The 22,024-nt window shown below is 55.7% G+C and carries 20 protein-coding genes and 2 pseudogenes; 14 read left to right on the forward strand and 8 right to left on the reverse strand.

Translation table 11 applies throughout. From position 1 onward, the window contains the following. Positions 1–119: 119 nt before the first annotated feature. From RBH71_RS02205 to RBH71_RS02215, 3 genes are all read left to right on the forward strand, one after another. The gene (locus tag RBH71_RS02205; RefSeq protein ID WP_112155502.1) at positions 120–1,046 is read left to right on the forward strand and encodes a dihydrodipicolinate synthase family protein; all 927 of its coding nucleotides are present in this window, start codon (positions 120–122) and stop codon (positions 1,044–1,046) included. A gap of 11 nt (positions 1,047–1,057) precedes the next feature. Continuing rightward, the gene (locus RBH71_RS02210; RefSeq protein ID WP_112155503.1) at positions 1,058–1,891 is read left to right on the forward strand and encodes a shikimate dehydrogenase family protein; all 834 of its coding nucleotides are present in this window, start codon (positions 1,058–1,060) and stop codon (positions 1,889–1,891) included. A gap of 101 nt (positions 1,892–1,992) precedes the next feature. Beyond that, entirely contained in the window at positions 1,993–3,549 is a 1,557-nt protein-coding gene (locus RBH71_RS02215; RefSeq protein ID WP_112155504.1) for a UxaA family hydrolase, read from the forward strand. A 118-nt stretch (positions 3,550–3,667) separates the two neighbouring features. On the opposite strand, the gene RBH71_RS02220 is transcribed toward RBH71_RS02215, so the two are convergent. Then, positions 3,668–4,816 carry an ROK family transcriptional regulator gene (locus tag RBH71_RS02220; protein WP_112155505.1) on the reverse strand — a complete coding sequence of 383 codons (1,149 nt, stop codon included), beginning with the start codon at positions 4,814–4,816 and terminating at the stop codon, positions 3,668–3,670. Between the two features lie 300 nt (positions 4,817–5,116). Between RBH71_RS02220 and RBH71_RS02225 the strand changes: the two genes are divergently transcribed. Genes RBH71_RS02225 through RBH71_RS02250 form a run of 6 tightly spaced genes read left to right on the forward strand, consistent with a single transcriptional unit; the run spans position 5,117 to position 11,553 of the window. Beyond that, entirely contained in the window at positions 5,117–6,349 is a 1,233-nt protein-coding gene (locus RBH71_RS02225) for an urea ABC transporter substrate-binding protein (protein WP_025590972.1), read from the forward strand. Between the two features lie 22 nt (positions 6,350–6,371). Then, positions 6,372–8,006, forward strand: a complete 1,635-nt coding sequence (gene urtB, locus RBH71_RS02230; RefSeq protein WP_112155506.1) for an urea ABC transporter permease subunit UrtB — start codon at positions 6,372–6,374, stop codon at positions 8,004–8,006. 1 nt (position 8,007) lies between these two features. Beyond that, positions 8,008–9,102 (forward strand): urea ABC transporter permease subunit UrtC, encoded by a 1,095-nt coding sequence (gene urtC / locus RBH71_RS02235; RefSeq protein WP_323687031.1) that lies wholly within the window; start codon positions 8,008–8,010, stop codon positions 9,100–9,102. Continuing rightward, positions 9,099–9,842, forward strand: a complete 744-nt coding sequence (urtD, locus tag RBH71_RS02240) for an urea ABC transporter ATP-binding protein UrtD (RefSeq protein WP_112155507.1) — start codon at positions 9,099–9,101, stop codon at positions 9,840–9,842. Before urtC ends, urtD begins: the two co-directional genes overlap by 4 nt. A 2-nt stretch (positions 9,843–9,844) precedes the next feature. After that, complete coding sequence (gene urtE, locus RBH71_RS02245) at positions 9,845–10,540, forward strand: urea ABC transporter ATP-binding subunit UrtE (RefSeq protein ID WP_112155523.1); 696 nt, start codon at positions 9,845–9,847, stop codon at positions 10,538–10,540. Positions 10,541–10,554: 14 nt separating this feature from the next. Next, positions 10,555–11,553, forward strand: coding sequence for an acetamidase/formamidase family protein (locus tag RBH71_RS02250; RefSeq protein ID WP_112155508.1), 999 nt, complete (start codon positions 10,555–10,557; stop codon positions 11,551–11,553). Between the two features lie 74 nt (positions 11,554–11,627). Here the strand turns inward: RBH71_RS02250 and RBH71_RS02255 are convergent. Continuing rightward, positions 11,628–12,619, reverse strand: a pseudogene (locus RBH71_RS02255) (IS3 family transposase); the annotation flags it as partial. 62 nt (positions 12,620–12,681) lie between these two features. Between RBH71_RS02255 and RBH71_RS02260 the strand changes: the two are divergent. Next, a protein-coding gene (locus tag RBH71_RS02260; protein WP_112155509.1) for an IS3 family transposase occupies positions 12,682–13,901 on the forward strand; the annotation gives its coding sequence in 2 pieces (ribosomal slippage) (positions 12,682–13,021 and positions 13,021–13,901; 1,221 coding nt in all). 22 nt (positions 13,902–13,923) lie between these two features. Here the strand turns inward: RBH71_RS02260 and RBH71_RS02265 are convergent. Continuing rightward, positions 13,924–14,163 (reverse strand): annotated as a pseudogene (locus RBH71_RS02265) (transposase); the annotation flags it as partial. A 307-nt stretch (positions 14,164–14,470) separates the two neighbouring features. Then, positions 14,471–15,412, reverse strand: coding sequence for a lipid A biosynthesis lauroyl acyltransferase (locus RBH71_RS02270; RefSeq protein WP_029658620.1), 942 nt, complete (start codon positions 15,410–15,412; stop codon positions 14,471–14,473). Between the two features lie 153 nt (positions 15,413–15,565). On the opposite strand from RBH71_RS02270, the gene RBH71_RS02275 reads away from it, so the two are divergent. Next, positions 15,566–15,991 (forward strand): winged helix-turn-helix transcriptional regulator, encoded by a 426-nt coding sequence (locus RBH71_RS02275; RefSeq protein WP_025590984.1) that lies wholly within the window; start codon positions 15,566–15,568, stop codon positions 15,989–15,991. A gap of 117 nt (positions 15,992–16,108) precedes the next feature. Here the strand turns inward: RBH71_RS02275 and RBH71_RS02280 are convergent, their stop codons facing one another. Both RBH71_RS02280 and RBH71_RS02285 read right to left on the reverse strand, forming a co-directional pair. Next, positions 16,109–17,053, reverse strand: a complete 945-nt coding sequence (locus tag RBH71_RS02280) for an aromatic alcohol reductase (protein ID WP_025590986.1) — start codon at positions 17,051–17,053, stop codon at positions 16,109–16,111. A 220-nt stretch (positions 17,054–17,273) separates the two neighbouring features. Beyond that, a complete protein-coding gene (locus tag RBH71_RS02285) occupies positions 17,274–18,179 on the reverse strand; it encodes a LysR family transcriptional regulator (protein WP_025590988.1) in 906 nt (301 codons plus the stop codon). Between the two features lie 190 nt (positions 18,180–18,369). On the opposite strand from RBH71_RS02285, the gene RBH71_RS02290 reads away from it, so the two are divergent. The 3 genes from RBH71_RS02290 to RBH71_RS02300 all read left to right on the forward strand — a co-directional run bounded on the left by RBH71_RS02290 (position 18,370) and on the right by RBH71_RS02300 (position 20,801). Beyond that, positions 18,370–19,524, forward strand: a complete 1,155-nt coding sequence (locus RBH71_RS02290; protein ID WP_323687087.1) for an MFS transporter — start codon at positions 18,370–18,372, stop codon at positions 19,522–19,524. A 183-nt stretch (positions 19,525–19,707) separates the two neighbouring features. After that, entirely contained in the window at positions 19,708–20,172 is a 465-nt protein-coding gene (locus tag RBH71_RS02295) for a hypothetical protein (protein WP_280113897.1), read from the forward strand. After that, on the forward strand, positions 20,145–20,801 hold the full coding sequence (locus RBH71_RS02300; protein ID WP_323687032.1) for a hypothetical protein: 657 nt from the start codon (positions 20,145–20,147) through the stop codon (positions 20,799–20,801). Before RBH71_RS02295 ends, RBH71_RS02300 begins: the two co-directional genes overlap by 28 nt. A gap of 318 nt (positions 20,802–21,119) precedes the next feature. Here RBH71_RS02300 and RBH71_RS02305 read toward each other — a convergent pair whose 3' ends face one another. Both RBH71_RS02305 and RBH71_RS02310 read right to left on the reverse strand, forming a co-directional pair. Further along, complete coding sequence (locus RBH71_RS02305; protein ID WP_025590992.1) at positions 21,120–21,542, reverse strand: hypothetical protein; 423 nt, start codon at positions 21,540–21,542, stop codon at positions 21,120–21,122. Then, positions 21,532–21,792, reverse strand: a complete 261-nt coding sequence (locus RBH71_RS02310) for a type II toxin-antitoxin system prevent-host-death family antitoxin (RefSeq protein ID WP_025590994.1) — start codon at positions 21,790–21,792, stop codon at positions 21,532–21,534. The genes RBH71_RS02305 and RBH71_RS02310 overlap by 11 nt, the downstream gene beginning before the upstream one ends. Positions 21,793–22,024 lie beyond the last annotated feature (232 nt).

Genomic DNA, 22,024 nt, shown 5'->3' on the forward strand with positions numbered 1-22,024 from the left:
TATTTCCTTTTGGAAACTCTGTGTCCGGATCAGTCGAAATTCGGCCCCACCGAACCGGTGGGGCCATCTGAACCGAGACCTGGGTAGGTTCTGCCCGTCTCGATACCGGGAGTATTCTTATGACAACTGTTCAGCCCTATTCAGGCTTGTTTCCCGTCGCGCCGACGCCTTTCCATGCCAATGGGGATATGGACCTAGATGGCCAGCGGCGTGTCCTGGACTGCATGATCGATCAGGGGGTCGACGGAATATGCATCCTGGCAAATTACTCTGAACAGTTCCTACTTTCCGACGAAGAGCGGACGCAACTGACGGAAGTGTGTCTGGAGCATGTCGGCGACAGGGTTCCCGTCATGGTGACCTGCAGCCATTTCAGCACGCGCATCGCCGCCGGGCGGGCAGCCCATGCATCCAGCCATGGGGCGAAACTTCTGATGATGATGCCGCCTTATCATGGTGCGGGTGCCATCAAGGTAGATGAAAGCGCCATTTACGAGCATTTCACCCGTGTGGCAGATGCGGGCGGAATTCCCGTCATGATCCAGGACGCGCCGTTGAGCGGCGTTGATCTTTCGGTCGATCTGCTGGTCCGCATCGCCCGGGCTCATCCGCTTGTGCGATACTTCAAGATCGAGGTGCCCGGCACGGCAGCCAAGCTGCGCAAGCTCATCGAAGTCGGCGGTGATGCGATCGAGGGGCCTTTCGATGGTGAGGAAGCCATCACCCTGATGGCCGACCTCGATGCCGGGGCAACCGGCGTCATGGCGAGTGCGATGATTCCGGACCTTATAAAGCCGATCATCGAAAGCCATGCGAAAGGTAATCGGTATGCGGCAATGGCCGGCTATGAGAAGATATTGCCCCTGATCAATTACGAGAACAGGCAGTGCGGCCTGCGGGCGGCGAAAGCCGTGATGATGGAGGGCGGCGTGATCGCGTCGGATCATGTTCGTCACCCCCTGAAGCCGCTGCATCCGGCGAGCCGTGAAGGTCTTCTCGAGCTGGCGCGTGCCGTCAATCCCGTCGCGTTACGCTGGGGACGCTGAGAGGTATCGATATGTCAACGAATGTCGTTGCTGTGTCGCTTGAGGCGGCGGATGCAAGTGAAATAACTGGAAGGACGCGGGTTCTGGGCATTTTGGCTCACCCGATCGAGCACGTCAAAGCACCGCCCGGTATCAACCGGATCGCGCGGGAACGCCGTAAGGATGCGGTCATGGTTCCCATGAACGTCACTCCTGACGATCTGCCGGAACTGGTTCGGTCACTGCGGAAACTGCGCAGCTTTGATGGGGCGATCGTGACGGTGCCTCATAAGCAGGCGATTCTGGCGCTTTGCGATGAGCTGACACCCCACGCACGGGCTGTGGGCGCCGCCAACATCCTGCGCCGGGAGTCGGACGGGCGGCTTGTCGGTGGTCAGCTCGATGGGGTCGGTTTCGTTGAAGGGCTTCGCAGCCAGGGAAAGGATATCCGGGGCAAGTCGGTCTATCTCGTCGGCGCGGGTGGTGCTGCAAGTGCCGTTGCCTTTGCCATGGCGGAAGCGAGGGCGTCACGTATTACGCTGTCGAACCGCAGCACCGAGAAGATCGTCGACCTGCGTGAGAGGCTTCTGTCCATGTATCCCGATGTCGTGGTCGCGCTGGGAACGCCGGACGCTTCCAGCCACGATATCGTGATAAACGGAACCACGCTCGGCATGAAATCCGACGATCCCCTTCCTCTGGATGTGAGCACACTGACATCCGGCATGACAGTCGCGGAGGTGATTATGGAGCCCGAGATAACGCCGCTCCTGAAAGCCGCGGGAAACGCAGGCTGCACCATCCATTTCGGAAAGCATATGTTGAGTTGCCAGCTTCAACTCATGGCCGATTTCATGGGATTGTGAGCGTCTTCTCACCAATACGACGCGGCCTGGTTTCTCACTGGGGCCAAGAACGCTAACGCCTGAAGGCTGACGCTGACACCAGCCTCTCTCTGGAGATACAAATGGCCGTAACAACCAAATCGGAATTTAGGCGTGATCACAATTCAGGCCTGTCGACCATCCGTCTCAACGAAGCCGACAACGTGATCGTCGCGACCAGGCTGATCGAGGCTGGAGAGACGTTGGCGGGTCTGACGACGCTGGATGCCATCCCGAGCGGACACAAAATTGCGGTACGTGAAATTCCCGACGGCGAACCGGTCCTGAAATACGGTCAGGTCATCGGCACGGCGAAAACCGACATCCGGGCGGGCGAACACGTTCATCTCAAGAATCTCGCCATGCTGGAGAGCCACGTTTCGCACGAATTCGCCAGGGACGGCGGCCCTACACCACTTCTGCCTTCGGAAGAGCGGCGCACGTTTCGCGGCTATGTCAGACCCAACGGTCTCGTCGGCACACGCAATTACATCGGCATCATCACCTCGGTGAATTGTTCGGCCACGGTCGCCAGGGCCATCGCGGAGCACTACAAAACAAAGGGTTTTGGCGGTTATCCGAATATCGACGGTGTCGTAGCGCTGACCCACGGAACGGGCTGCGCCATTCCCATGGATACGGAAGGTTTCGTTTATCTGCGCCGCGTCATGAACGGCTATGCGCGTAATCCCAATTTTGGTGCGATACTGATCATCGGGCTGGGATGCGAGACGAACCAGATCAGTCATCTCGTCGAGGCTTTCGAGCTGGACGAGGGGACCCGGCTCCGCACCATGACGATCCAGCAAATGGGCGGAACGCGCAAAACCATTGAGGAGGCCATCCGCATCATCGATGAAATGGCACCTGACATAAACGATGTCGAGCGTACCTCCGTCCCTCTCTCGGGACTAAAACTCGCCCTCCAATGCGGCGGATCCGATGGCTACTCCGGCATAACCGCCAACCCAGCTCTGGGATATGCAGCGGACCTCCTTGTGAAGCATGGAGGAACGGCTGTCCTTAGCGAGACTCCCGAAATTTATGGCGCGGAACACCTCCTTACGCGCCGCGCCGCAACCCCAGCTGTCGCGGAGAAGCTGATGAAGCGTATTGACTGGTGGCGGGACTATACGGAAAAGAACGGCGCGGAACTCAATAACAACCCTTCTCACGGCAACAAAGAAGGCGGACTGACGACCATTCTGGAAAAATCGCTCGGTGCAGTTGCTAAGGGAGGCTCCATGCCATTGCAGGAAGTCTACGAGTACGGTGAACTGATCACCGAACCGGGCTTCGTGTTCATGGATACTCCCGGCTACGATCCCGTTGCCGTAACAGGACAAGTCGCCGGCGGCTGCAACCTGATTGTTTTTACGACCGGGCGGGGATCCGTATCGGGCTTCAAACCGGCTCCCTGCATCAAGGTCGCGACCAACAGCGAAATGTATCATCGCATGAGCGAAGACATGGATATCAATTGCGGCGGCATCATCGACGGTACAGACAGCATTCACGAAGCCGGCGAGCGGATTTTTGAACGCATCATAGCCGTCGCTTCTGGGGAACATACGGCGAGCGAGGACTATGATTACGGAGACAACGAATTTGTCCCGTGGCAGATTGGGGCGGTTACGTGAGGCGCACGGTCCTGAAACAGCACCCATTCGACAGAATGGAATTTATTTTAGCTAGAGTTCTCGCCTCATCGCAGTACGATACGGGAAACTAACAGAAGATCTGGTGGGCGCCCGCTTCTCAAAGCCAAGGCGATGAAAAAACCAAGGCTTCTAGGCCAGCCAGCTCAGCCGCACGCAAATCGCTAAGCTTTGATATATCAATCGTAACAGAACACTGACTGGCACCTTCATTTTCCGAGAGGGCAGAGGTTATCCCCTCAATGAAAGGTGCCGCAGCAGAAAGTGGGCCGGCCAGAATGACATGCGCCGGTGAAAGGATCGCCAGTAGGCCTGCAATCGCCGCTCCAACAGCTTCTCCTGCGTCCCGGAAGATGAGAGTTGCCCGCCGATCTCGGGCATTTGCCTGCCTGATTGCATGAGGAACGCCAAGACGCAGACCATCCTGGCCGCTACCGTCCATTTGATCCAAGTGCCCGAGCCGCTTTAGAACAGCGCCAGCAGAAGCAACCGTATCCAATGGTTGCCAGCAGTTACTAACGGGATCGTAGATCGTTTTTAACTTATCGAGCCGTCCTTCGAACGTGCTGCGTGATGAATTCTCGGTAACGACAATCAAGCTGACATCTATCGAAAACCCAGCATGGACCATGATGCTCGGCGATTTTGGGATGATCGCCTCTTGCCGGGTTTCCGCAATATGCAGCGCGTCCGCGATCGCTGCTCTGCTAACGGGAGCGAAAAAACGAGTCTCGATCTCGCTCGCCAGTACACTAAGCCACGCTTCAATATCTAGTTCTCCCGGGATGTTCAGATCGGGGGATGAAACGAGCTCAATGCCACATAATTTCCGATAACCAAGATTGGGTTGGCTTGCTAGGCGATCTGTAATCTCCGAGCACTTCTTGAGGAGATTTACGGCGAGGTTATCCAATTCCCCGGAGACGATGTCCTCCACGATGCGTTGACCCAAAAGATTAATGATCGAGATTTTTTGTTCGTATTTTGAAAGCACGATGCACAGAAGAAAAATGTTGGTGCCGTTCAAATACAGCCCGACATTGGGCCGACCGCGGACTGCCTTCGGCGATGTCGCACGTTCGAGAAGAAAGCCGTCGGCGATCAACTCACGCGTGATGCGCGAGAGGTTGGAGTCGGTGCTTTCGAGCTGGCGTGCAAGTTCGCGCCGGGACACCCCCGGCTTATGGCGAACTGCGGCCAGGACAGCAGCCTTTTTTAACAATTTAAGTCGAGAGGCAGGGACCAGCATGTTGCGACTTTTAAGAGTACATTCGGGCTACGTTTGCTTGATCCATGCCGAAAATTCAATACGGACCAACAAATAAGCAAGATCTCTATCTGCTGCGTATGTGTGCACTCGCTGCTCGTTTAGTGGGCAGAGGGATTTTCGGCGTTCGCCCGATGGTCCTTCCAAACCGACGTCGATAATAAATTATTCAATCAATTCATACGCATGATATTTATTTGCGATGCGCAAATAAATTGGCATGGGCTTTGCAACGATGGAGATGTTGGGCGAGTGGGTCGCCGTTAAAATCGGAGCAATAGGATGGATCGTCGAAGTTTCCTTATAAATACTGCCGCTGCAGGCGTCGCTCTTGCCACCCCCGCCCTGATAGCCAACCGTGCTCGAGCCGCCGAAACGCTAAAGCTCGGATGCTTGTTTTCCTCGTCTGGAACGATGGCAAATATCGAAGGTCGCCTGAATGCCGTCGTCAAAATGGCGGCGGACGAATTGAACGCGAAGGGTGGCGTTCTGGGCAAGCAGGTACAGGTACTGGCGACCGATCCTGCTTCTGACTGGCCACTTTATGCGCAGCTGGGTCGCCAACTATTGCTACAGGATCAATGCTCTGCGTTGTTCGGTTGCTGGACTTCCGTTTCCCGCAAATCCGTGCTCCCGGTCGTGGAGCAGAACAACGGTTTGCTGTTCTATCCATTGCATTTCGAGGGTGAAGAAAATTCCAAGAACGTTGTTTACCTGAACTCGCCTCCCGCGAGTTCGGTTTTGCCGGCACTCGAATATCTCATGGGTCCCGAGGGCGGCGAGGCAAAGCGGTTCTTCATGCTCGGTTCGGACTACGTGTGGCCGCGGACGATCAACAAGATTTGCAAGGGCTATTGGGCATCAAAGGGCTTCGACGAAAGCTCGTGGAAAGAAACCTATGTTCCTGTCGGGTTTTCGAATTTTCAGACGATCGTCAATGACATCCGCCAATTTATCAACCAGCCTGGCGGCCAGCCCATCATCATTCTGACGGTTGTCGGTTCTTCCATTCCTGACTTTTTAAAGGAAATCATCAATCAGGGGATCAAGGCGACGGACATTCCCGTTCTCGGCCTGGATATGCTTGAGGCGGATCTAGAGGGGCTTGATACGACGACGCTTGTCGGGCACCTCAATTGCTGGGCCTATCTGCAAAACGCCGAAGCGCCTGCCAATACAGCTTTCAAGGCGAACTGGGGGAACTACGTTAAAAGCGGAAGTCTTCCATATTCACCAACGACGGTTATCGATCCAATGGTTTCCGCCTATGACGGCGTCCACCTGTGGGCAAAGGCCGTGGAAAAGGCTGGCCAGTCCGATCCTGATGCCGTTCGTGCCGCATTTGATGGGCTGAGCTTCAATTGCCCTTCGGGTTACGACATCAAGATGACCGCCGAAAACAACTACGTTTCGCGGGGCGTGTTCATCGGTTCGGTAAATGAAACCCAAGGGTTCGATATCCTTTGGCAGTCAAAAGACACCCCGAAGCCCGTGCCATTCAGTCCGTATATGTGATCTCGTCATGGGAAATCTTAAAATGTCATTTTGGACGACCGGTCCCGCCACTTTGTGGCGGGGCTTGCTCTCGATGCTGTTTTTGGTCATTGCCCTAGGGGCGGCCAAAGCAGAAGAAACAACGAAACAGAATATAGTCGCACGGCTATGCTCATCAGCGGCAGCAGAACAACTAAATGGTGTTTCCGATCTCCTTCTCGCCGTCGAGGCCAACGATGTCGAACCCGCCTGGGGTCTGACAATTCTGGATGCGATCAGCCGACGAGCCCTGATTTGCGAAGGGCCCGAAGCGGTGGTGATCACGTCGAAGGAGATGCTTTCGGCTATTTCACTGGCGCCAGCATCGCACGCGCCTGAAATAAAAACGGGCGCCTTGGTCAACCTTAGAATGCGGGGAAAAGTGGACGCAGGTTTAGCCCTGCTTCGCTTGCTTGTCGATACCGGCGGCCCTGGCGCGATGAGAGATGCCGAGGAACTGGGCAAGCGGGTCCAGATGGTTCCAATCACGCTCATTGAGCGCGCTGCAAATCTTGCGACCAATAGTGCGCTGGCGGAAAAGCTGAGAGATCTTGTCGCTTCAGGAGCGCTGCAAGACGGCGATCCGGCAAAAAAGCTGACGGCCATAGCGACTTTAGCGGCCTCTCCGTCAAGTCACAACTTGAGCTTGCTTTTAGAGGCGCAGAAAAATCTGACGACTGAAAACGCCGAAATCCAAAAAGCCCTTGCTTCAGCAATCTCGCAGATAAGGTTGTGGCTCGAGATTGGCCAGATTTCCCAATTGGCTTTCAGCGGATTGAGCTATGCCAGCATCCTCTTCATGGCTGCGATGGGTCTCGCTGTCATTTTCGGGTTGATGGGGGTCATCAATCTCGCTCAAGGCGAACTGATCATGATCGGGGCCTATGTCACATTTCTGGTGCAGGAGGCCTTGAAGCTGCTGGCGCCGGGGTTGGTGGGCTATTATCTGTTGATAGCAATACCATTTGCTTTCCTGGTTACCGGCGGCGTCGGCGTCGCGATGGAAGTAACTGTCATCCGCCATTTATATAAGCGTCCGTTGACGACGTTGCTGGCCACCTGGGCGATTAGCCTGCTGCTCATCAATCTTGTGCGGGTGCTGTTTGGAACGCAGAATCTGGAATTTGTCACCCCCGTCTTTTTGAGCGGCGGCGTTCACATATTCGCTGACTTTTTCGTGACCTGGAACCGCCTTTTCGCAATAGCATTCGCGTTCATCGTATTGTGTGCCGCTCTCGTCGTCCTGCGTTTTACCCGGCTCGGTATGTTTATTCGTGCGGTTACAGAAAATCGCACCATGGCGAGTTGTATCGGCGTTTCGGTGCGGTTCGTGGATATGGTCGCCTTTGGCCTGGGTGCCGGGCTGGCCGGTCTCGCGGGTCTCGCGCTGTCTCCAATCTACACCGTTAACCCCGGCATGGGCACAGGGTTTATCGTGGATGCCTTCATGATCGTGGTCCTTGGCGGCGTCGGCAGTCTCGTCGGCACCGCGGTTGCGGCCCTGAGCATAGGGATGATCAACGTAATCATAGAACCCGTTTACGGAGCGGTCGCAGCAAAGGTCATCGCTCTTTTGATCATCGTTGTTTTTATTCAGTTTCGTCCAGAAGGCATGATTGCCCAGAAGGGGAGGCGTTAATATGCGAGACATCCTGTTCTCCTATCGCCAAAAAATTGCAGCCGAACGCCGAACCAATGATGTCATTGCAATGCTTCTGGTTTGTATCGGCCTGGTTATATTGGCGTGCGGCGTCACGGGCGCCGGACCGTCAAGCTACGTCCTCAATCTCGTCGGCCAGATAGCGACGTTCGGCATGCTTGCCATATCGCTCGATATCATCTGGGGATACGCGGGAATTCTCAGTCTTGGTCATGGACTGTTCTTTGCCATCGGCGGCTATGTCGTTGCCATGCACATGGTGAAAGTCGGTTATCTCTCAACAGGCGCACAGCCGGACTTCATGGTATTTATGGGATGGAGCGACCTGCCATTCTATTACGCAGGCTTCGAATTTGCGCCATACGCGCTGCTTGTCGCCATTTGCGTCAGTGCGCTCGTGGCCTTTGTAATTGGCTACAGTGCCTTTCGGGCGCGGGTGGTCGGGGTCTATTTCTCCATCATCACCCAGGCTTTCGTTTACATCGCCATGCTGCTGATGTTTCGCAACGATACCGGTTTCGGTGGAAACAACGGCATGACCGGATTTAGCACTCTGCTTTCATGGCCTCTTGCTGAACGCCGTACCGTCGCATTTCTTGCTGCAATATCCGTGCTTTGCACGGCCTTGCTGCTATTCGCAATGGCAAGATTAGTGACGTCCCGTTTCGGTCAAATGCTTGTTGCCATCCGGGACGACGAGGCTCGCCTGCGATTTCTTGGTCGCGAAACGCTCTGGATCAAACTCGGCATCTGGACGCTGTCGGCAATCGTAGCAACGCTTGCCGGAGTTCTTTATGTGCCTCAGGTCGGGATCGTTAACCCGAGGGTTTTGGCGCCCGATCTTTCGCTGGAAATCGCCGTATGGGTGGCGATCGGCGGGCGTGGTTCGCTTTCTGGCGCGCTGTTGGGAGCGATCGTCATCAGCACTCTGAAGTTCATTCTGACGGCTGTTGCACCCGATCTCTGGCCGTTCATTCTCTCCGCACTCGTGCTTTTTGTTGTGGTGATGCTTTCGAATGGCCTGAGCGATCTGCCGGGGATGTTTGCAACGAAAGTAAGAAAGATGGCGCGATGACCGAGGCACTTCAGGTTGATGGCGTTACCGTGACCTTCGGGACATTTCGGGCAATCAACAATCTAACATTTCATGTCGATTACGGAACCGTTTGCGCGATCATTGGCCCAAACGGCGCAGGAAAAACGACACTGCTCGATGCCATAACGGGGAAAAGCTCCGTTTCAAATGGTTGCATCACGCTGGATCGGCGGATTGAGCTGACGAAACTTCAAGAACCCGAGATCGTTCTTGCCGGCATTGGCCGGAAGTTCCAGAAACCGAGCATTTTCGAGGCGTTGACCTTGATGCAGAACCTCATGCTGGCGTTGAACGTCTCAAAGCGCAGATCGATTATGGAGTTGTTTTCTCTGCCAACCGCGCAGCAAGTAGCATTGATCGAACAGACGTTTGAAACGATCGGGATGGCGGACCAGCACGATCAAATCGCCGGCACGCTCAGCCATGGCCAGAAACAATGGTTGGAGATCGGCATGCTGCTGATGCAGGAGCCGCGAGTTCTTCTTCTGGACGAACCCGTGGCGGGGATGAGCGACAGTGAAACGGAGCGAACGGCGGACTTGATCGCAAAGCTGAAAAGCGCCGATCGCGCCATTGTCGTCATCGAGCACGATATGGAGTTCGTCGAAAAAGTTGCAGACAGGGTTATCGTTCTGGATGGAGGTCAGCTTCTGGTCGAGGGGCGAATGGATGCGGTCAAATCGGATCCACGTGTCGTTGAAGTCTACTTGGGGCGATGATCATGGGACTGACCATAGAGAAGCTAAATCTGCACTACGGCAGCAGCCATGCGCTGAAGAATATTTCATTTCAGACTGCGACGAAGGGCTGCACCGCTGTCATGGGACGCAATGGCGCCGGTAAAACGACGCTCCTGCGTTGCCTGATGGGAGTTCTCCCAGCGACCTCGGGCAAAATTTCCTGGAACGATCAAGATGTTACGATCTTGCCGCCATTTCGTCGCGTAAGAGAAGGATTCGGATACGTCCCCCAGGGGCGCGAGATTTTCGCAAATCTCACCGTGGGACAAAATCTCGAAATCGCGGCGGCGGCGGCGAAGGTCGAGGAACCCGAGGGGGTAATCGCGGAAGCCGTCGCGCTCTTCCCTGTCATCGGAGAGATGTGGAAGCGCCGAGGCGGGGATCTCTCCGGGGGGCAACAGCAGCAGTTAAGTATAGCACGCGCGCTTGTAACGCGGCCCGAGCTGCTGATCCTCGATGAGCCAACCGAGGGTGTTCAGCCCTCGATTGTCAGCCGCATCGAAGACGTGATCGCGCAATTGCGCGGTCGCCTCTCGATCTTGCTTGTTGAACAATATTTCGATTTCGCCCGCTCCATCTCGGACCAAGTCGTGGTCCTTTCCCGAGGTGAAGTTGTGCTGCATGGCGCCGCATCGGACATAAACGATGAAGCTGTGAAACGACATCTTTCAATCTAAATAGAAAGCGATACATGATGTTTGAAGTAAAAGCCTCTCCTGAGAACCTTTACTGGGGCTATTTCGATGCGGAGACCAAGCCAGTGTTGACCGTTCCTTCCGGAGCGGAAGTGATGCTGCATACGCTACCTGCCTGCTTTGAAGAGGATGTTCCCCCTAATTCCACGCTGGTTACGCCGGATCACCGGATTGCGCTGGACAATCTGGTACCAGGCGGCGGCGACGGAAAAGTTGTGGCTGGCCCTGTCGGTCCCCACGTGCTCACAGGACCGATTTTCGTGGAAGGCGCAATGCCCGGGGACGTCTTACAGGTTGATATTCTGGAAGCCACACCCCGCCAAGACTGGGGCTTCTGCGCCATCCTGCCCCTTCTGGGAACATTGCCGGAGGAATTCACCAACTACGAGCGCATGCACGTTTCGATCGATCGCGATCGGCAGATGGCGAAATTGCCGTGGGGACTGGAGATTGCCCTTGATCCCTTCTTCGGCATCATGGGTGTTGCGCCACCAAAGGAATGGGGCCGAATCGGCACCCCGGAACCACGGGCGTTTGGCGGCAATATGGACAATAAAGATCTCCGGCCAGGAAGCACCGTTTATTTCCCTGTCTTCAACGAAGGCGCATTGTTCAGCGCCGGTGACGGACATGGATGCCAGGGACACGGTGAGGTTTGTATCACAGCGCTGGAGACAGCACTCAACGGAGTCTTTCGCCTTACCGTGCGCAAGGACATGAAACTGGCTCAGCCATTCGCCGAGACCCCAGACAAACTCATCTCGATGGGTTTCAATAGCGACCTTGATGAAGCAGCCCGGCAATCGGTGCGTGAGATGATAAGGCTGATATGCGAACGTACGAATCTGGATCGGAACCAAGCATACATGCTATGTTCACTGGTAGCTGATCTGCATGTAACTCAGCTTGTTGACATCAACAAAGGCGTACATGCAATCCTTGACAAGAGGCACCTGGTAAACGCACTGGCAACTCGCGAAAAGTACTCACTTTGATCTCGAAAATTTAGAGTTGCCAACCGGGAGCGGTTTGCGGGGTGGAGTGCACCCCGTTTCACCGGACATGTCGGCTAGTTTGATTTAGCCCTGATGAACTGCCGAGGGGAAGCCATCTTGAGCGCGGAATGGGGATGGATTTCGTTGTAGTCCTCGATCCATCCGTCGATGAGCCGGAGCGCTGTTTCTGCGTCCGGTAGTGCTGCGATGCGGATATAGTCCCGCTTCAGGGTTTTGACGAAGGCTTCTGACATGCCGTTCGACTGCGGACTGGCCACCGGCGTGAAGCAAGGCGTCAGATTGAGCGCCTGGGCAAAGAGCCTTGTGTCCCTCGCGGTGTAAGCAGAACCATTGTCCGAGAGATGCTCGATGGCTTGTGGGGCTCGGGTGGCTGCGAACCGCTTCTCGACCGCCTCCAGCATCATGTCGCGCACGTCAGAGCCGGAGATGCCCGCGTTGGCGACCGCCGTCCAGGCGATGATCTCCCGGTCGAAGGCGTCGATGATGAAGGCGAGACGGATGACCTCGCCATTCCAGCAAGTGAACTCCAGACCGTCCGAGCACCAGCGCAGATTCGAGCGCATCACCATCACCTTGCCGTCGTGGAGGCGGCCCTTGCGAACGGCCGTATGCTTCTCCAGCAGCATGGCGTGGTTGCCCATGATGCGATGAACCCGCTTGGCGTTGACGACAGGCTTATCGGCGGCTCGCCTCTCGCGATTGAGGAGCGCGGCGATCCGCCGATAGCCATAGGTTGGCCTTTGATCCACCAGCCTGCGAATGGCGGGGAGAAGTTCTGCATCCTCGGCCTTGTGGTAGGCTCCGCGCGGCTTTGATCTGCCTTTCAGCCGCTCGACGAGGTTGGAACGGGATACGCCCAGCGTGTCGGCGACGGCCTTCATCGGGAACCGTCCTTCGGCAACAAGATCGGCCGCGATGTCCGTTTTTTTGAGTCTGCTTTGGATAAGGCTTCGCGGAGTATTTCGACCTCCATCGTCTTGCGGCCGAGCATGCGCTCCAGCTCGCGGACACGATCCTCCAGCTTCTTCACTTCCGAATTTGTAGTGGCCCCCTAAATCCCCGGACACGATCTCCCACTTGTTAAGTGTTAGGAGTAAAGTGCCCATTATGACCAGTCACATACCTAAGATAGAAGTGCTGTCCGGCCCTGAGCGCCGCCGTCGCTGGTCGACAGCGGAGAAGCTCGCAATAGTCCAGGAGACCTACGAGCCTGACGTCACGGTCAGCATCGTTGCTCGACGGCATGGCATTCAGCCGAACCAGTTGTTCGCGTGGCGCAAGCTGGCAACGCAGGGGGCGCTAACGGCCACCGCATCGCAGGAAGAGGTCGTCCCTGCATCCGAATACAGGGCGCTTCAGAACCAGGTGAAAGAGCTGCAGCGCCTCCTCGGCAAAAAGACGATGGAAGGCGAAATCCTCAAAGAAGCTCTTGAGATAGCATCAGGGTCAAAAAAACACCTGTTGCGCTCGCTCTCGTTGCCGAAGGACGGTTCGCGATGACGGCGGTGTGCGAGACCTTGGGTGTCGCCCGCTCCAACATATCGGCACGTGTGAAGCAACGTCCTTCCAGAGCCCGAGGGCGGCCGCCGCTCGCTGATCAGGAACTGGTGGATGCGATCAAGACGATCATCGATGACATGCCGACCTACGGATATCGCCGGGTTCACGCGATCCTGCGCCGTAAAGCCTGCAGCGAAAACCGTCCATGGCCAAATGCCAAACGCGTCTACCGGGTGATGAAGGTTCACGGCATGCTTCTTCAGCGCCACACCGGTGCAATCGACACCCGTCGCCACAATGGCTGCGTCGCTGTCGAGCAATCCAATCTGCGTTGGTGTTCAGACGGCTTCGAAATCGGCTGCGACAACAAGGAGAAGGTGCGCGTTGCCTTCGCTCTCGATTGCTGTGATCGCGAGGCCATCGCCCATGTCGCGACAACCGAGGGCATCAAGAGCGAGGACGTCCAGGACCTTGTCATCACGGCTGTTGAGAACCGCTTCGGCCTCGTCAACACCCTTCCAAAGCCAATCGAGTGGCTGACGGACAACGGCTCCTGCTTCATCGCAAAGGAAACCAAATCGCTGCTCATCGATATCGGCATGGAGCCGTGTTCAACGCCCGTTCGCAGCCCCCAGTCCAACGGAATGGCCGAAGCCTTCGTCAAAACCTTCAAGCGTGATTACGTCTCGGTGAACCCCTTGCCGGACGCCATGACCGTTATCGCGCAACTGCCCTCATGGTTCGAACACTACAATACCCTTCACCCGCACAAGGCCTTGGGCTATTGCTCGCCTCGTGAGTTCTTAAACCGTCAAACAGAAACCTGATCCTGTCCGGTTTTTAAGGGGCAACTCCAGAATTGCCGACAACCGGCTCGTCAGAATCCACGGCTGCAGCACCTCCCTCACTCAAGAGCCTGCGCCACCGGTAAAGCAGATTGGGCGCAACGCCATGACGGCGAGCGGTGGAAGACACCGTCTCGCCAGGTTCGAAACTCTGCTCAATGATTGTCAGCTTCTGCTCAGTTGTCCACCGCCTGCGGCGAACATCACCCGTCAGCAATTCAACGTGTCGATACTCGTTAGACATAAGCCTGTCCTCAAGCCTGTGCTTGAGCCTTTCTGCTTATGCCGACTGTCCGGTCGAAATGGGGGGCAGTTCACGGGGATGCTTGTGTTTTGGCAAGACCAATCTTCCAACTACAATCTGCGCACAACCAGTTCGATAGTGTTTTCCACGCAGAACTGAGCCAGATCAGTTCTGCGTGGAATTGGGGTCGCAGCAATTCGCCTCCATAGCGATCACTTTCTTCCATCGGTGAACCACTGATGCAGATGCCTGCTTTGGCTCAGGAAGGTATTCCAGCTCGGGTACCGCAGGCTCACGACACTAGGACCTAGTTTTTTCGTCTGCGGTCCCAACGATCATGGTACCAAAGCCACTGATCTGGATATTCCCTGACCCAGAGTTCCACCTTTTCATTTAGAAGCTGGGCGGTTTGCTGGATATCTACCGTGCCCTGCGGATCGCGCGGGATAGTAATTTTTGGCTCAAGCTCCAACCGAAACCGATTGTTTGGCAGACGAATGCAGCGAGCCGGAAGGACATCGCAATCGAATTGACGCACCAGCTTTGCCAGTAGCGGGTTTGTTTGAACGTCCTTGCCGAAGAATTGGGTCGGTAGGCCTTTACGAAACTTCTGATCGACCAGGATTCCAACGCCACCCCCACGCTCTAGTTGGCGAGCGAGCGCGAAAGACGACCCTGCATGGGAAGGAACAAGATTTCCCATCCTCTCCTTTCGAAAATTGATAAGTCTGTCGGCAACATATGGATTGTTTGGAGGACGAAACAAAGAAGTCACGTTGAGACCGAACGTGGCCCCAACGACAGCCAACAGTTCGAAATTGCCCGTGTGAGCGGTGAAGACTATGAATGGGCGCTTATGGTTGTGTAGTTTTGTAAACTCGTCAATCCCAGACACCTCGATCCGCCCTGGCTCAGATCGCTCAGGATCGTAATCGAACAGTTGGTCCAAAAATACATACTCGGCAGCTAACCTGCCTATATGTCCCCAACTCGCTGTCGCAAGCTCCCGTCGTTCTCTTTTCGGCTTTTCCGGATAGGCTATACCAAGATTATGAAGTACGAGCTTGTGGCGTGGGGTCAGGGGCCCGATTACGCGTGCAAAACGATCGGCAAATCTTATCGCTGGATCGGCAGGGAAAAGCTTCAGTAGATTCAGGAACCCGAATGCTATCGTGGCATTGATCCATTGGCGAAGGTCGTCTAGCCGAAAGACGAGCTGCCTCAAGTGTCTTCTTACGCTTTTGCTCATTCGTTCATGCGTTCCGATTATCGGTCTCATCGGTCAAGTCCTTACGAAAAACTCCAGCGCATTCTCTGAGCTTATTCTCCAGCCTGTAGCGACAGGTGAAATGCCATCGGAAGGCTGTTAAGAGAAAAGGCAGAACGGCAGGAGACAAGTATAATGATCAGAGAAGAGATGCTTACCTATTCTCAGGCGGTTTGCGATGGGCTTCGCGAGGACGAAGACGGTGTGAGACGCGAGGTTCTCACTCATGCAGGAAGCAGGTGGTCGCTCGGCGTCATTCACACCCTCGGTGTCTATGGCAGGCTCCGGCACGCAGACATCGGAAAACGAATGCACGGCGTGACACAGCGGATGCTGACGCGAACGCTCCGCCAGCTCGAGAGAGACGGTCTCGTCACGCGCCATGATCTCGTAGAGATGCCGCCCCGGGTTGAGTACGAACTGACCGAACTCGGGATGGGTCTTCTCATCCGCATGGTTCCGCTGTGGACATGGGTCGTGGAGAATTCTGACGAGTTTCGCAAGGCGCGCGAGGATTACGATGCCCGTCCGCCAGAAAAGCCTTCCTGGCAGACATTTTGAGCACAAATGCACCAGGAGGAAAACATGCCAGCATGCCATCTTACGTTGGATGACAGCGTGATGAGGGAGCACTCGCGGAGCAACTATTTTCTTTTTCCACGATACCGGCAGGCACTGTCACTTTCCGCTAAGGTTCGCCCCAATCCAATCCGACACGGTCGTCACTTTGATGCCTTTGCGCACGTTGAACGTGTTGGCTTTGTCCCACGCCATGCCACGCCCGATACCGAAGGCTGCACGGTACTTGCGCATCATGTTCTGGGGGTCGTTTGCCAGTTCTTCCATCAGGACCGGGACCGTCCATTCGGACCGGCTGAAAGGGCGGCTCAATCCTACTTCAAGTTTGTCGGCGAGTTCACCGTAGGTGACGGTATCGCCGGCAAGGAAGACGATCTCGTTTGCGATGGTCGGCTCGTAAAAGACGATTTCAGCGGTCAGAGCGCCAATGTCGTCAGGCGTCGTCACAGTGACAGCCGTATCGTAGCTGCCGAGAGCATTGACTATGTCATTCTGCAGGTCAACGACACCGAATTCCGGTTCGAAGAGATAGCTCATGAACATCCCGGTGGAGATGATGACCCATTCGGTCTTGCTTTGGGAGCGCAACAGTTCCCGCACATCAAGCTGAGCGTCGAAAATGTCCTGCGGGCCGCCTCGACCGATCGCCTCAAAGTCGACGCCGAATTGCCAGGGGAAATAGCGGGGAATTCCCGACTGCAACGCCGCCTTGGCAAGCTTCATCGGCGTATTGATCCCGGCCGCATACCCTGTGCAACCGATCACGGTATCGTAATTCCAAAACAGAGATGCCAGTTCATCGACTGAGCTCTTCACCAAATCGCCTTCGATGATCTCGATGCCGAGGTCGCGGATTTCGGCGATGTCGCGCTGCTTTGCAGGCACATCTGATTGAACGGCACTGGCGCGGAGAAGAACGCTGATCCTGGCGCCCTCGATGGTCTTGGCGCGAAGAGCCAGATTGCGCAGGACGGGCATGCCGAGTTCGCCGGCACCGAGCACGAGAATGTTGCGCGACTTCGTTTGGGAGACTGTTGTGTTCATCGATTTCAATCCTTCAAAAACTCTGTGTTGCCGCTATTTGGCAACTCACGATCACGAAGGAAAGAAGGTACACGGATGATACTGCGGCTGACCGCAGGGCGATCACGCGTTTGGTCTCAGCCCCGCGCAGGTGCGACGACGCGGTGACATTCCCCGAATGCGGGGCGCCACCTTAGAGGGATATGCTGTAAAGATTATGGTCGCGATCCGGCGCAGCCGATTACGCAACCTTGGTCACGGACCTCCGCACAGCGTCTCGAAACATCTGTGCGACCGGGTTTGCGGGAAGTCCATCTCTCTGCTGGGCGGAATACATGCCGAGTTCCCAGACCGGAAAATTTCTGTTCTGAAGGGTGACATCGAGCGCAGCCAGCCGATGATTTGCGATCAATGCGCGAGGTACCATCGCCAGACCGAACCCACGTTCGACAAACTGCAGGAGCAGTGAAAATTCGTCGACTTCGAACGTCGTCGTTCGGTGGGTTCCCTGGCTTGCGAATATCTGATCGGCGATCTGGCGCAGGCCCCAGCGTGTCGATAGATCGACGAATGGTTCTGCGCTTATCGCCTCGAACGGAATATCCCGTTCGCTCACCAGGCGATGGTCTGCCGCGCCGACAATCGTCATTTGCGACGACACGACAGACAGTACATCGAAACCGCTGTGGTTCACGCTGTAGGATGGCATGAAGGCGACGTCGATCGATCCTCGACGCAATTCGAGGGCCAGCTCGCTTGGCCGCGTTTCGCGCACGCTGATCTCGACGTTAGGGTGGGCCGTCCGAAATTCATGCAATAGCCGCGGGATGTCGAGGCTTGGAGCAAGACTTTGAACCATAGATACGACGATGCGGCCCGATGCCCCAGTCTGAACTTCACCAATAGATCGCTTCGCAGCCCGCATGGCCGCAAGTACGCGGCGGGCTTCTGGAAGGAAGACCTGCCCGGCGGGACTGAGCTCCACCCGGCGGGTGTTTCTGATGAACAGAGAAGCACCCATCTCCTCCTCAAGGGACCTGATTGCCGATGAGAGACCGGACTGTACGATCCCGCACCTCTCGGCGGCCTTCGTAAAGTGTTGTTCTTCGGCGGCTGCGACAAACAGTTCGATCTGACGAATTTCCATACGCGTCCCGATTAATCTCTAATAAAGATGAGAGCTATTCAATATATTCGTTGGAGTCAATTATACTAGTCGAGTATGCGGATGCGACGTAACCCATGAGGCTTCTTGAATGTCATCCGTTGATAAAAATATTGCGCCGGAGCGGTCATCATCGACCTTTTTCGAGGGATCGAGAGCACCTCTGGTCCGTATGTGGCTGAGTATCCTGCTCGTCCTTTTCTCGGCCTTTAATCTACGTTCGTTGCTTACCAGCGTCGCTCCATTGCTCCGAGACATCCAGGCGGACCTTTCTCTGTCAAACTTCTGGGTGAGCGTCCTTATGACCGTGCCTGTCATCTGCCTCGGGGTGTTTGGACCGCTGGCAGCTCCTTTGTCGAGGCGCTTCGGGCTCGAGTTCGTTCTTGTGATGGCTGTGGTCGCCGCTCTGGCAGGCACCATCCTGCGCTCGTTCGGGCTGGTGCCACTCTATATGGGAACCATCCTGATAGGAGCAGGCATCTCGCTTCTGGGCATCTTGACGCCGGTTCTCATCAAGAGAGACTTTCCTTCGAAGGTGGGTCCGATGATGGGCCTTTTTGCAATGATGTTGGGCCTTGGCGCGGCGGCATCGACGGCATTGGCAGTGCCCATTAGCCAGGCCCTGGGCGGGCGTTGGGAGGCGGGCCTTTCTTTCTGGATGGTACCGCTTGTCCCGACTGCCCTGATCGTTCTGGGGCGGATGGCACTCGGCGAAAAAGGCGGGCGATCGGTCGTTCAGGCAAAGGTTCGTATCATGCATGACCCCGTGTCTTGGCAGCTCATGGGTTTCTTCGCGCTTTTTGCGTCTCTGGCGTATGCCCTTATCAGCTGGGGTCCTTCGATGTTGTTATCCCGAGGACTGGATTCAAAGAGCAGCGGCTTTATCATGTCGATCTACTTTCTGGCCCAGATGCCGAGCGGACTTCTCGTCCCGATTATTGCGGGAAAGTTGCGCGACCAACGCCTCATCACCGCTGCGATGATTATTCTCGGAACGGTGGGTGCCATGGGCCTCTTGCTGGCCCCCACATGGTCGCTCAGTGGCGTTGCCCTCTTGGTTGGGATCGGCCAGGGCGGTGGCTTCGCGATCGCTCTTACGCTCATCGTACTTCGCGCCGGAACCCCGCAAGTCGCAGCAAGGCTCTCCAGCGTCGTTCAAAGCGTTGGTTACGTCGTCGGCGGTCTCGTCGGCCCTTTCGCGGTGGGAATGCTCCATGACATGACAGGGGGTTGGTCAGTTATCGTTATATTCTTCGCCGTCGTGGGCGCTGCCTCGCTGGTTTTGGGATGGCGAGCCAGTCGGAACAGAACGATATTGTCATCCTGATCGGCGATCGCGCCGATTGGCTCGCCTCAAACACAAGCCACGTAGCAATGATAGAAAGGCACAGGACAGTGGTAACCGTCTCAACCAAGGAGTGGGCGGATAAAGGCTGAGCGAAGAGCTCGGTGGTCTTCCTGCTAAACTTTCCGTGGGGCGCTTCCCACGCATAACGCAAGGTCGAATACAATGTCAGCATTATTTTCTACGTTTCAACTGAAGGACGTCAGCCTTCGTAACCGTATCGCCGTCGCTTCGATGTGTCAGTACCAGGCGCAGGATGGCATCGTTAACGATTGGCATTTTACGCATTACAGCAGCCTGGGACGCGGCGGATCAGGTCTCGTTATCGTTGAGGCGACTGCAGTCTCACCAGAGGGGCGTATCACGCCGGGCTGTACCGGACTTTGGAAAGATGAGCAGACCGAAGGCATGGCGAAAGTCGCAGCTTTGATCAAGGCTGCAGGTGCTGTGCCAGGCATCCAGATCGGGCAGGCCGCAAGGCAAGTGCCAATCTTCCCTGGGAAGGCGACGATCATATCCCAACAGGCGATCCGCGTGGATGGGAGACCATTGCACCATCTTCCATTGCCTTTGGCGGCGGCCTTTCGAAGGTGCCTAAAGAGATGTCGCTTTCCGACATCGACCGCGTAAAGAGTGATTTCATTGCCTCTGCACGACGCGCATTGGAGGCCGGGTTCGAGTGGCTTGAACTTCACTTCGCGCACGGGTACCTCGCCTCCAGCTTTTTCTCGGCCTACGCCAACCAGCGAACTGACGCCTATGGTGGTGATCAGGCCGGAAGAAACCGTTTCCTGATCGAGACACTTGCTGCCGTTCGAGACGTTTGGCCAGAGAACCTGCCGCTGACCGCACGCTTCGGAATTGTTGTGTTCGACGGCCATGATGAGGAAATGTTGAGCCAGTCGATTGATCTGGTGAAGCAGTTCAAAGACGGCGGTCTCGATCTTTTCAGCACGAGCATAGGCTTCTCCGCGTCCGTCGGTAAAGTGCCGTGGGCGCCAGCATTCCTAGTTCCATTCGCTTCACGTATTCGTTCGGAAACCGGCATTGCTGTCGGTTCTGCTTGGCTTCTCGATGCACCTGCGGACGCCGAGAAGGCCATAGCCGAGAACGAGGTTGACGTGGTTATGATGGGCGCGTGCCATGCTGGCAAATCCGCATTACCCATATCAGCTCGCGATTGTGCTTGGAGAAGAGAAGCCAGCCTGGGCGCTTCCAGCGCCCTATGCACATTGGCTCACGCGCTACCGGTCCAATAGCAACGGCGCTCTTTGAATTTGGCGCTGGCCTAGCTTCACCATAACGCTAGACCGTCCAGGAACTCCCAGACGGTCACCACCGTCGCTAATCACGCGAGGCCAAGGCCGTAGCCACTACCCGTCTCGCAAGCGGGCGATGCAAAGTACCAATTTGGGTCTTTGGCAAATCCATCGCCCTAGTGCAAGGTTTTGCATTCAATTGCCGGGTCCAGAGTTCGATCCCTTTCAAGCGCGAAGCCGCCAATGTTGAGCCTGGCCGCTCCATCTTTAGCCGGGAGGGTGGCGGGTAGTGAACTCGCGAAAATCAAAGTTAGCGATTCAATCCATTCTCTTTATCCGGCGCCCTGAATTTCTGGAAGCTTCGCCAAAGGCGGCCGCAATCTTCATCATGAACGCCTTGCTGAAACGACCGAGCGTCTTCTGGTCCGGCTCGATATACCAAGAATGCTCAGCCACATCGTAATTGTATTCATCAACTATCACCCAACAGCGCTTCAGGTCGCTCAGGCCGGCTCGACGTGCCTCCGTATCAGGTATTTCTAAAGCGGCGCGGTCGGTCTGTGGCGGTTGCGTTGTCACTGCGAGAAGAGCTAGATGGGTTAGGCTGTCTTTGGTACTACGAACCGCAACGACGACGCAGGTCGGACGCGACTTGCGTCCTTCAGTCTCACCACGCTCATCCTGCCAGCTCCATAGATACGGATAGCTGATTATCTGACCGGGAAAGAACTCACGGCTCATCGCCGTACCCTTCACCACGCGCTAACCGATCGACTTCCGCACTAAACAGCTCTACATGCTCATCGGGCATGTCTGCAGCCCGATGAGGCTTGCGGGGGTCGCCACCGCTGCGCAGGCGTTCATAATGCTCATAGCTCATCAGTACGAAGCGTGGCTTCCGGTGTTTGGTGAGAACTACCGGCTCACGGCTCGCAGCATCTGTGACATCGCCAACCTGTTTGTTGAGGTCACCCGTCGTGTACTGGCGCATAGAAAATCTCCAAAATGAATATCCATAATATCTGAATTTTCCAGATTATCAAGATATTTTGCTTCTGAGAACGTTGCTGGAGTGACTATCGCATTTGTTTGAATGGCAAATGTGAGCTTAAATTTGCTCTACGAAAACGAGACTACCAAATCCTGGGGCGACGGTTCAGATCCCTTCAAGGTGCCTCAGGTTCGTGTATACAACATCCTGAAGGTTCTCCTTCATTTGAAGT

This window comes from Rhizobium sp. AN68 (genome assembly GCF_030758035.1).
In the GTDB taxonomy this organism is placed as follows: domain Bacteria; phylum Pseudomonadota; class Alphaproteobacteria; order Rhizobiales; family Rhizobiaceae; genus Agrobacterium; species Agrobacterium tumefaciens.